This is a genomic window from Ruminococcus sp., from assembly GCF_019417665.1.
Taxonomy (GTDB): domain Bacteria; phylum Bacillota; class Clostridia; order Oscillospirales; family Ruminococcaceae; genus Ruminococcus_C.
Genome location: NZ_DXUU01000066.1, coordinates 1 through 10,824 on the forward strand (window position 1 = coordinate 1; position 10,824 = coordinate 10,824).

The following is a 10,824-nucleotide window of genomic DNA, read 5'->3' on the forward strand; positions in this document are numbered from 1 at the left end:
GGATCTGCACCTGTTCGCCAATCAGGTCAAACGGTACAGAATACTTATTGAGACCATCGCTGATGAGATAGTCTTTGCCAACAGCCTGTTGCTTCCACACAGACGGCTCATACGGCTGTTTCGGAAGCGGCAGCATGAATTCCTTGTATGATAGATGAAGAATTGGCTGGGGAGTTGGCTTTGAATTGATTGCATCTGTCCATTCTAGTCGCTTTTTCAATCAGAAAACGATAGCATCAAAAAGAAAACGTTAACTCCTAAAATAAAACGATAGCAAGTTATCGTTTTATTTTACCCCGAAAATAACAAACAGCCACAGCGATTTTGACTTCAATGTGGCTGTTATCGTTTGATAATTGCCGGAAATGTGCTTATTTCTCGGATTTTTTACAATAAAAATGCACCCAACGATTGTATCATTCGTTAGGTGCAGATATGTTCCGAGGAGACTAAAAATAAAACGATAGCGATGCAATTAAAAACATTGTATTTTCCACGGATTTCTGCTATAATGAATAAGTAGTTATCACTGCATTTTCTTCAATTTAAGTAGACTATTTTTGAACCAGCACAGGAATGAGGGAAATCCCATGGATGAAGAAAGACGAGTAAAACAAATTAAATTCGTACCATCTATGCCAAAATTATATTACAATGTAGGTATCTACTGCCGCATTAGTACTCGAAGTCAGGAACAACTGCATAGTATGGCGAATCAAGTTTCATGGCTAACGCAAAAAGTTGCTGCTGATTCTCGCTGGAGATTGGCTGACATCTATCTTGATTTTCGATCATGCACAGAGACCGATAATCGAGAGGAATTTCAACGAATGATAAAGGATTGTAAAAGCAAAAAGCTCGACATTGTTTTGACCAAATGCATCAGCCGGTTTGGAAGAAACACTGCTGAAATTCTTGATATATTACAAAAACTCACTTCTTTTGGTACAGAAGTTATTTTTGATGAAGAAAATCTCAGCACTGCTTATGGTGAAAATACTTTCATTATTTCTTTGATTGAAGCAATCGCACAAGAAGAAAGTGAAAACCGCAGCCAAAATGTTTACTGGGGTATCAAAAAGAAAGTCATTGATGGCACATCTAAAATTTATACTCGCAAATGCTATGGATATACCAATGACGAAAATGGCGAACTGATAATTCAGTCTCGAGAAGCAGAGGTCGTGCAACTGATTTTTGATTTGTATTTACAAGGTAAAAGTATTGTTGGAATCAAGAAAGAACTGGAACAGCGGCACATATCATCTCCTTCTGGAAAAACACAATGGTATAATAGAACAATTGATAATATTTTGAGTAATGAAAAATATGTTGGGGACGTTATCGTTTTCAAAACATACACCACTGGGTTTCCCAATCGAAAGCGAGTTACCAATTTCGGCGAAAAGAACAAATATTTATCCGCTAAAAGTCATCCTGCAATTATTTCAAGAGAGGATTTCGATGCAGTTCAGGATGAAAAATTGAAAAGAAGCAATGTTATTCGTGATGGAAATGGTGTTAGAAGAAAAAATACAAAATATAGCTCCAAAAAAGAAAACCAGTAAATATTATCTACTCGGATATAATGAAACAAAAAGGAGTGTGGTCACTATCAAAACACTCATACTCAATGGATCTCCACGAAAAAACGGCGATACAACTTTTCTGATTCAAGAATTAACGAAACAGCTGCATGGAGACATTAAAATTGTTAACGCCTATACTGCAAATATTTCTCCCTGTATCGACTGCCGGAAATGTCGAGAACAATTCGGATGTATCATAAAAGATGAGATGCAGGAAGTGTATCAGTATCTTGAAACATGTGACAATGTTGTAATCGCATCGCCGATCTACTTCTCGGAACTGACGGGAAAGCTGTTGGATATTGGCAGTCGGCTGCAGCTATATTTTTCTGCCAAACAGTTTTTGCATGAATCACCAGAGTTAAAACAAAAAAAGGGAGTAGTTTTACTTGCAGGCGGCGGTTCCGGAAATCCGCAAAAAGCCTATGAAACGGCAGTATGTCTCATGCATTATATGAATACACAGCAGATCTACCCTTTGGTTTGTAGCCATAATACAGATCACGTTCCTGCCGAAAAAGATGAAAGAGTTCTGTCTGAAATCAAGAAAGCCGCTGAATTCTTGAATCCATCCAGAGAAGAGATTTTATTTTCTGCTGCTTCTGTCACCATGAAAAGTACACCAAGTGAAAAAATTGATCTGTTTCGTTCCCTCTTCCGTGGAAGAGAAGATGTTTATGCATTGCGATGGCATAATCAAAAGACTGGAAAAAGTGGTTATTCCCCTGTATGCCGAAATAAGTGGATACCTGGTATTTGTCATCTGCCTCAGGTAAAGTGCGCTGACTGCAATTATCGCAGTTATGAGCCAGTTACGGACAAGACAATTTATCTTCATCTTGCAGGAAAGGATTTGCTGTGTCGGGATGTTGTTGGAATTTACCCTATGCTCCCAGATGAAACGACCTATTTTCTTGCGATTGATTTTGACGAAGAAAACTGGATGGAGGATGCTTCAGCAGTCAGACAAGTTTGTCAGGAACATCATATTCCAGCATCTGTGGAACGCTCCCGTTCCGGAAACGGTGCTCATTTGTGGATATTTTTTGATACACCAATTTCAGCAAAAACAGCACGGCAGCTTGGCTCTTGTCTGCTGACTTTGGCTATGCAGCAACGTCATGAAATTCATTTTGATTCCTATGACAGAATGTTTCCAAATCAGGATACCATGCCTTCCGGCGGCTTTGGTAATCTGATCGCACTTCCGCTGCAAAAACAGGCGCTTGTTCAAGGAAACAGTGCTTTTGTCAATGAAAAATTTGTCCCTTATGCTGACCAGTGGGCTTATCTTTCCACTATTTCAAAAATGCAGATTTCAGAAACGGAACAATTTATTCAAACACACAGGAAAGATACAGATTTGGGCGAATTGTTTCGGGAAGAAACATCTGACAAACCATGGATGCTGCCCATCTCAGAAAGCAACCAACTATGTGCGTATCCAGAAGAAATTCACGTAGTTATCTCAAATCTGCTTTACATTCCCAAAGTCGGTATTACGCAAAATGGTCTCAATCGAATCAAAAGGCTGGCTGCTTTCAAAAATCCCGATTTCTATAAAGCACAGGCAATGCATATGTCCACTTATGGAAAACCTCGTATCATTTCCCTTGCCAGTGAAGATGAAAACTATATCATGCTGCCAAGAGGCTGCAAAGAAGCGTTGATGCAACTGATGATGGAAAATGATTCAAAGGTTCATTTTACTGATGAAACCGTTTCCGGCAGAACAATCAACGTTTCATTTTGCGGAACGCTACGTCCAGAACAACAAGATGCAGTACAGGCTCTGGCAATGTATAATACTGGCGTTCTTGCAGCAACCACGGCATTTGGAAAAACAGTAACCGCCGCCGGAATTATTGCAAATCGCAAAGTCAATACCTTGATTTTGGTACATACCCAGACACTCTTGGAGCAGTGGAAAAAATCTTTGACCGAATTTCTGGATATTCACGAAGTATTACCGGAAGAACCGGTCAAACGTGGACGAAAAAGAAAACGCTCACTCATTGGACAGCTTGGAAGCAGTAAAAATACACTGAATCAGATCATTGATATTGCAGTAATGCAATCACTATATCATGATGGCGAGGTCAAGCCCATAGTCAATCAATACGGAATGGTTCTGGTAGATGAGTGTCATCATATTTCAGCATTCAGCTTTGAAGCAATCCTACGGGAAACACATGCAAAATATGTATACGGATTGACAGCAACACCGAAACGATCAGACGGACATCAGCCCATTATTTTTATGCAGTGCGGTCCAATCCGCTATCAGGCAGATGCAAAAGAATACGCACAAAAACATAATTTTTCTCACATTCTTATACCTAGATTTACAAAATATCGAGCTGTCACAGATGAAAAAATGACAATTACACAGCATTACCAGGCAATTTGTGAAAGCAATACCCGAAATCAAATGATTTCTGAGGACGTAAAACAGGCTGTTTCGGATGGCAGAACACCCATTGTCATTTCAGAATGCACCTTACATATTACCAAGCTATATGAACTTTTGCAAAATTCTGCTGACCATGTTATCATTCTGAATGGAAAAGGAACTGCAAAAGAAAAACGTGAACGGCTTGCAATGATACAAACTCTCCCGGAAAATGAAAGCGTCATTCTCCTTGCAACAGGCAAATATATCGGTGAAGGCTTTGATTTTCCACGATTAGACACACTATTTCTAACAATGCCGATTTCATGGTCTGGTACGCTGGCACAATATGCTGGACGACTACACAGGGAACATGACGGAAAAACCAGTGTTGTCATTTACGACTATGCAGATCTGCACGTTCCCATGTTTGAAAACATGTATAAGAAACGATTAAGAGGATATGCGCAACTCGGTTATACACTTGCTGCAGAGCAACAGAAAGAAATCGATTTTCAGAGTATTTATTCCAATGAAAAATATGTAAAAGATTTGCTTTTGGATATAGCCTCAGCGAAACGCTCACTCGTCATTTGCGGCGGATACTATTCTACTGGATATGTGAATCAGATTTTGAAAATCGCTGAAACGCTTTATGCAAACAACGTGTCAATGAAGGTAATCATCAAAAAATCAAGCACCTCCTATCATGAAAAATTGGTGCAGTTATTTTCATTTCATGGATTTCAGTGTACGTTAAAAAATCATATCAATCACAGTTTTGCTATCATTGATGAGAAAACTGTGTGGTATGGCTGTTCTGAGTTATTTGCTGCTTCAGATGACATTTGCGTACTGCGTATGATAGATGAAGAATTGGCTGGGGAGTTGGCTTTGAATTGATTGCATCTGTCCATTCTAGTCGCTTTTTCAATCAGAAAACGATAGCATCAAAAAGAAAACGTTAACTCCTAAAATAAAACGATAGCAAGTTATCGTTTTATTTTACCCCGAAAATAACAAACAGCCACAGCGATTTTGACTTCAATGTGGCTGTTATCGTTTGATAATTGCCGGAAATGTGCTTATTTCTCGGATTTTTTACAATAAAAATGCACCCAACGATTGTATCATTCGTTAGGTGCAGATATGGTTGCGGGAGTCCGCAGTCTATAATATGTACAACAATACACTATATCAAATCCGCATAATCGGTGGCATCCCTTTAAATACACACAAGTCTCTATCAATTATTTCAATAGTTGACAGAGACTTTTTATTTTTACAGTCATTGAAAGCACTGAGCAAAATAGATATGGCAAACACCAAATATAAAAAAAGCAACCGCCCAACCGAAGCCAGACGATTGCATAGAATAACGTAGCAAAAGGAAGTTGCATTTATAGTATAGCACAATTGCCGATATCTGTAAATACTGTTAGCTATATTTTTTTAAAAATGATTCTTATTCCCTTCAGCAAAGGCGGCTATGGCAGAGCAATCTAGGGCACTCACCTTTCCATCATTATTGGCATCGGCAGCCAGCATTTGTTTTTCCGTCAAACTCATACTACCGGAAACTTGACTTGCCAAATATTTAGCTAAATATTCAGCATCTGAATTATTTACGTATCCATCCTGATTGACGTCCCCCACTAGTACATAAATAGGCGTAATTACAGCGCCATTGCTGGTTTCGTAACTGTAATTCATCGAGAATGACGTCACAGTAGTAGGCGTATACCATGTGGATTTGGAAAGATAACCCCCTCCATTAATTTTAGGGGAACCAGAGTATGATGTTGTCAATGCAGATAAATTTGAAGAATACGAAGATTGAAAATTTGCAGCGTTAACAATCAAATCTCCCTTTTGACTTGCCCCGAACGTGTAATTGCTTTTTTTAATTGCAACGCTGGAATACCATTCCATTCCAATTGTAGATGTTTTCTCTACCATTCTCCAAGTATGCTGCTGACCAGAATAGTATGCATTCGCTGGAATGGTAATGCTCATCATTGGAATTGCAAAAACAGCAGCTGAAATAGACGCAATAATTTTTTTCATTCTTTTTTTCATGATGTTCCTCCCAAGTATTTATTTTGTAAACGTAATAGAAACAGAGTTGATATACATCAATTTATTTCTATCATAAGTATAACATGGATAATCGTCGAATCATGTCAAACCAAGTCATATAACATAAAAGATTTTGAAATTTATCAGCCTCCCATCCGAACCCTATCCGCAGCAAGTGCAATTACTTCCCAATTACCCGGCTTTCCAATGCGATACGGAAAAAAACTCTGCAATTGTCTCGGGTTAACGTCATAAGCTAGTTCGATTGCGTAGCGTATTGCTCTTTCCACACTTTTCGGTTTCACACCATACATTTCAGCAACGACGCCATATAATTGATTACATTGCAGTTATGGATTTTGTGCTGACAAAACGATTACTTTCCTCAAATAGGAATATCCTTTTAGATTTGCCTGAATCCCCATTTGGAGAATCATCCTCGTTGCAATCTTTTCCTCGTATGAATATTGTGTTTTTAACTTTTCTTTCAAAATCCCCATATTAATATGCTCCTGTTATGTTTTATTTTCTAAAAAGTTATGTCTTCCTTTTATAGAATAACAGAAACATTCTGATACAATATATATCTTTTCTATACCTATTTTGTCGATTCTTGACGAATGATTCTAAATACATAAAAATCAGTGATATCGCAGGATTTATCCTATAGTACTTAAAGAGAACAACGTTGTGATGGTGCTCTCAATTTTTTTATTTGTGTCGACACAGTTCAGCAATTTACGACAATGATTTTATGCTATGATAACGGTAGAAATTGAAGCAATTCAACTTTATTTCTGTTGTATATTCAGTAATAACACATATTAATAACAGGAGGAATATCATGAAAAAAAGAATGCTAAAGACCGTGGCGGCAAGCTTATCAATTCTCTCGATTGCAACTGCAACCATTGTGCCGGCTAGTGCGGCAAATGACAATATTCAGCCAAGGGGAAATTACTATGTATACGGAGATGTCGATAATGATGGGCAAATTGACATCCAGGATGCTAACATTGTTTTATCGGCAGTTTCAAAATTTACTTCTTTAACAGGAGATGAAAATCTTCCTACAAGCTATGCAATTGCTCGTCCTTCTGTATACTTCCCTAATATTGACAATCCAGTGCCGCAAACAGCAGATGTAAATGGAGACAGATTCATCAATCAAGCAGATGCAGAAGATATTCTATCATACTACGCCAAAAAGGCGGCAGGAGTTCTTGATCAATATAACGGACGTTGCGGAACTCCTTTTTATGTAGGATGATAATAAATTATATCGAAACAACTCCGCAAAGTTTTTATGAAAAAATACAATAACCCGGCGATACCGCAGGAATTATCCTGTAGTACCGCCGGGTTTTATTATTATCTGTATCAGCTCATCTTATCAATACTCACATACCCAGTCACATACTTCCCGACCGGAGTCTTACCGCAGTAATCCGCACGAGTAGTAATGCGATATCTGCCATTTTTGCAGCAAACGCCGTCGTAGATATAATACGTTCCACCTTTCAGTCGACTGGATGGTGTTTTGGTTGTCTCGTTTGCAAACAGCTGTGCCTGATCTGCGATGGTGACTTTTTCGCCTTGCTTCCAGTCGGTTCTGTATGCCGCAGAAGTTGCCGTATACGCCGCCTTACCATTCGCATCGTAAACTGTGTATCCAGATGTGCAAGCCTTTTTAGCGTTCTCCAGACTGCTGTATGCTCCGATCTGAGACGCAGAATCAGCCCAGGACTTACGCACACGGTACAACTGTGCCGTGCCACTAGATGTAGATGTAGATGTGCCATTCATCTTCACAGCCACATCTGCCTTAAATTTTGCCCAGTTTGCGCTGTTGTCGGTATCTGTGCCGCCGTTTTTCTTAGGCACAAACCATTTCGGGCAAACTTTCCCCGTCACGTCAAAATGCCGGATCACACCGCCTTTCTGCGGGTCCAGACCATACTTTTTGCACAGCTGCGCAGTCAGTTCCACAAGGGCGTTATAAGTAGCAGTGTTAAACTTTCCAGTTGCATCCGGGTGGCATGTTTCAATGGACACGGTGTAGCTGTTTGCCTGATTGGTGCACCAGCTGACTTCTTCGTCCGGGATGCAGCAGATCACCTCGCCCTGCAATCCCACAATGTAATTGCTGGATACAGCACGGTCTGTCGAATTAAAATAATTCCGATTCGCCATGGCAGAGCTGCCTGGATTCCCGACCCAATGCACTGCAATAGCAGTGGTTTTCGTCCGCTTTGTACCAGGGCGGTTATGTGTGAGATACGCGTTTGTGATAGTCATAGCTTAGTCCTCCTCATTTGTTTTTACTTCCGGCAGCCCTGCCACCGATGTCAGTACCGACAGTACACCAGCCAACACCGCCGCAGACACAACCGCAAGCCAATCAACCTCGCTGATCAGCGCAGTAGTGCCAATCATTGCAACAGCAGTCTGTGCCACAGTCTTAACCGCACGTACAGCCGCAGCTTTTGCCCATGTTTTCCAGTTTCGATTCATTTCGATTCCTCCTTTTCGGTAGGCAATGCCATAAAATCTTCATGTAGATGTGTCATAACGCCATTTCCGCCTAATTCGTGGTACTGCCTATACATATTCTCATAGTTTTCTTTTGCATATATCGGCGCATAGCCTGCGTCAATATATTTGTTGTAGCTGTGTAACATCCTGTCACGCAGGAGCGCTTGTACACCATATTCTAACGCTTTTTGCCGACCATCCTGTTTTTTTATCTGTGATAGTATCGCTTTTGTTCCAATCCCCAAAATACCGGACGCTGTAAAGATTGAGATTGCAATTGTGACCCAATCCATTTACGATTCCACCTCCCATGCGCCGCTGTCGTTTCTGACATAGTTTCCATTTGTGCAAATTACCTTTGTAAGATGCGCTTCTGGATTATTGCATGTCGTATCCCACGAATCCGCAAGAGATGGTGTGTTTGGATCTGATTTTTTGTCCACTGCACCCCACTGTGTCGTTGTACCTGCATAGATCAGATTTTCAATTGCAGTGCCATTAAACGCAAACATTTGAATTGTCTGCACTGACACGGGAATGGATAGTGCCGTCAGTGATGTACCATTAAATGTATTCGCCTGGATATCAGATAGGATTCCAGGAAGTGACAAGCCGGAAATTTTAGAACATCCACCGAATGCCCATGTACCGATTTCGGACACTGTTTGTGGGATCTGTACAGATTGAGCGTTAGAAAGATCATGAAAAAAATGTTCCCCAATGCGTGTGATCCCATCGTCAACAATAATTTTTGTGATACTATCTGCAATACCAGATCTCGCCCACTGGCTTGTTTCGTGTTGATCGTCCGTTGCACCGCTTCCCGTAATCTGCAACACGCCATTTGTATACAGCGTATATTCCGCATTTGATCCGCAAGACCCAGACTCCAGTACTTCCACGCCGGATGCAGCTATTGCCTGCTCCGCAGCTGCCAAACGCTTTTCCAGCGCTGCCTCCTGCTCCTGCAATTGTGTTACACCACATTTCCCAAGGATACATTTGCAATATCCGCATTTTGATTCGTTTGCTCTGTAGTCGGTTATGCTGATTATTTTGTCCACACCGGCACGGAGCAAAACAGCTGCAAGTGTCAGATATGTTTTTTCTGACGTGTTTGTAAAAGATGGTATCTCTGGATCTGTTGCGGCAGTACCCTGTAGGACTTCAAGTTGACAATTCCGTACTGCATCGCTGGTGTCACAGGATATGCCGATCAACACATAACGGCTGAGGGATTCGTCTGCATACTGTGACAAATCCAACGTGTAAGAGGTATCATTGCAAAAATAATGCCCGTTTATCCACGCTTTTCCTGTTCCAATAATAATACTTTCCCCAGTGCCAAAAGATATTGAAAAGCAGTCTCCATATGTGTCCAGGATACCGTTGCAAATAAAGCTCGACAGATAGGATGTAAAGTCTTCCGCTTTGTACACCCTATCAAGATCTTTTGAATTAAAAAAACCACATGAAAATGCCATGATTGCATTACCTCCAATCAATCAACCATAAACATAATATTAACGTTGTACGCTGTGCCTTGCGTAAACGCATTGCCTGACATGCTAGAGATAATAAGCACCCCTGCCGTACTTACAGATGTATAATAGATATTTGCTGCCGTCCCATTGATGCTATTTGTGTTATATACTGCGGCATTAGACGGTCTGTATCCTGCTGGCAGCGTCCCGATTGTCAAGCCGCCGCCAGAGTTAGGCGCTGTGTATGTGCCTCTTACCTCGACAATATTGCCGATTTTACGGTATTTGACATTGCCAGTGAGAGTGATCCAACCGGTATCCACCGTATTAATAGGAGTCCAATCTGTCCATGCACCAGCCGCAAGTGATCGCATATATGCGGTGTTGTTGTGCGGATATACAGCTATCTGTGATTTTGCAGACGATGATATACGTGTTGTGATGAGTGTAAACGGATAAGATGCAACCGGAGCATTTTTACAAGTGTGCCCTTGCTGTGCCTGGTATACGTCACATATGGACATTGCGATATCATTTAGATTTTCGCTGGTCAGTGTGGTCGCTGCAAGCGATTTGTGGGTATGACTTGTGCTAGATTTGGTGTTTAATGCGGTGGCAACCGCCTTGTTTTGCACTGGGTTTGTGCTAGTTGATGATAGGGCGGTGTCTACTACTGTTTTGTTTGCGCCCTCCTCAATGCTGTCAAGTTTGGTTTTGTCTGCTGCGGACATCAAGCCTTGTTCAG

11 protein-coding genes are annotated in these 10,824 nt (G+C 40.8%); 3 read left to right on the plus strand and 8 right to left on the minus strand.

What is annotated here, in order from left to right; genetic code table 11:
- The first annotated feature begins 590 nt into the window (after window positions 1-590).
- On the plus strand, window positions 591-1,568 hold the full coding sequence (locus QZ375_RS12430; protein ID WP_295219576.1) for a recombinase family protein: 978 nt from the start codon (window positions 591-593) through the stop codon (window positions 1,566-1,568).
- The gene (locus QZ375_RS12435; protein ID WP_295219585.1) at window positions 1,510-4,884 is read left to right on the plus strand and encodes a DEAD/DEAH box helicase family protein; all 3,375 of its coding nucleotides are present in this window, start codon (window positions 1,510-1,512) and stop codon (window positions 4,882-4,884) included. The genes QZ375_RS12430 and QZ375_RS12435 overlap by 59 nt, the downstream gene beginning before the upstream one ends.
- A gap of 549 nt (window positions 4,885-5,433) precedes the next feature.
- Here QZ375_RS12435 and QZ375_RS12440 read toward each other — a convergent pair.
- The 3 genes from QZ375_RS12440 to QZ375_RS12445 all read right to left on the minus strand — a co-directional run bounded on the left by QZ375_RS12440 (window position 5,434) and on the right by QZ375_RS12445 (window position 6,560).
- On the minus strand, window positions 5,434-6,060 hold the full coding sequence (locus tag QZ375_RS12440) for a dockerin type I repeat-containing protein (protein ID WP_295219577.1): 627 nt from the start codon (window positions 6,058-6,060) through the stop codon (window positions 5,434-5,436).
- Window positions 6,061-6,203: 143 nt separating this feature from the next.
- Window positions 6,204-6,410, minus strand: coding sequence for a sporulation initiation factor Spo0A C-terminal domain-containing protein (locus QZ375_RS14310; RefSeq protein WP_365729087.1), 207 nt, complete (start codon window positions 6,408-6,410; stop codon window positions 6,204-6,206).
- Entirely contained in the window at window positions 6,411-6,560 is a 150-nt protein-coding gene (locus QZ375_RS12445; protein WP_295219578.1) for a hypothetical protein, read from the minus strand. It abuts the gene before it with no gap.
- Window positions 6,561-6,904: 344 nt separating this feature from the next.
- Here QZ375_RS12445 and QZ375_RS12450 point away from each other — a divergent pair, with 344 nt between their 5' ends.
- Window positions 6,905-7,330, plus strand: a complete 426-nt coding sequence (locus QZ375_RS12450) for a hypothetical protein (protein ID WP_295219579.1) — start codon at window positions 6,905-6,907, stop codon at window positions 7,328-7,330.
- Window positions 7,331-7,440: 110 nt separating this feature from the next.
- Here the strand turns inward: QZ375_RS12450 and QZ375_RS12455 are convergent, their stop codons facing one another.
- The 5 genes from QZ375_RS12455 to QZ375_RS12475 form a co-directional block, all read right to left on the minus strand.
- Window positions 7,441-8,358 (minus strand): peptidoglycan recognition family protein, encoded by a 918-nt coding sequence (locus tag QZ375_RS12455; protein WP_295219580.1) that lies wholly within the window; start codon window positions 8,356-8,358, stop codon window positions 7,441-7,443.
- Window positions 8,359-8,361: 3 nt separating this feature from the next.
- Window positions 8,362-8,574 carry a holin gene (locus QZ375_RS12460; RefSeq protein WP_295219581.1) on the minus strand — a complete coding sequence of 71 codons (213 nt, stop codon included), beginning with the start codon at window positions 8,572-8,574 and terminating at the stop codon, window positions 8,362-8,364.
- A complete protein-coding gene (locus QZ375_RS12465; protein ID WP_295219582.1) occupies window positions 8,571-8,888 on the minus strand; it encodes a hypothetical protein in 318 nt (105 codons plus the stop codon). Before QZ375_RS12465 ends, QZ375_RS12460 begins: the two co-directional genes overlap by 4 nt.
- The gene (locus tag QZ375_RS12470) at window positions 8,889-10,079 is read right to left on the minus strand and encodes a leucine-rich repeat domain-containing protein (RefSeq protein WP_295219583.1); all 1,191 of its coding nucleotides are present in this window, start codon (window positions 10,077-10,079) and stop codon (window positions 8,889-8,891) included. It abuts the gene before it with no gap.
- A 17-nt stretch (window positions 10,080-10,096) separates the two neighbouring features.
- Window positions 10,097-10,824: pyocin knob domain-containing protein (locus tag QZ375_RS12475; RefSeq protein ID WP_295219584.1), on the minus strand; the 728-nt coding region annotated here is incomplete at its 5' end.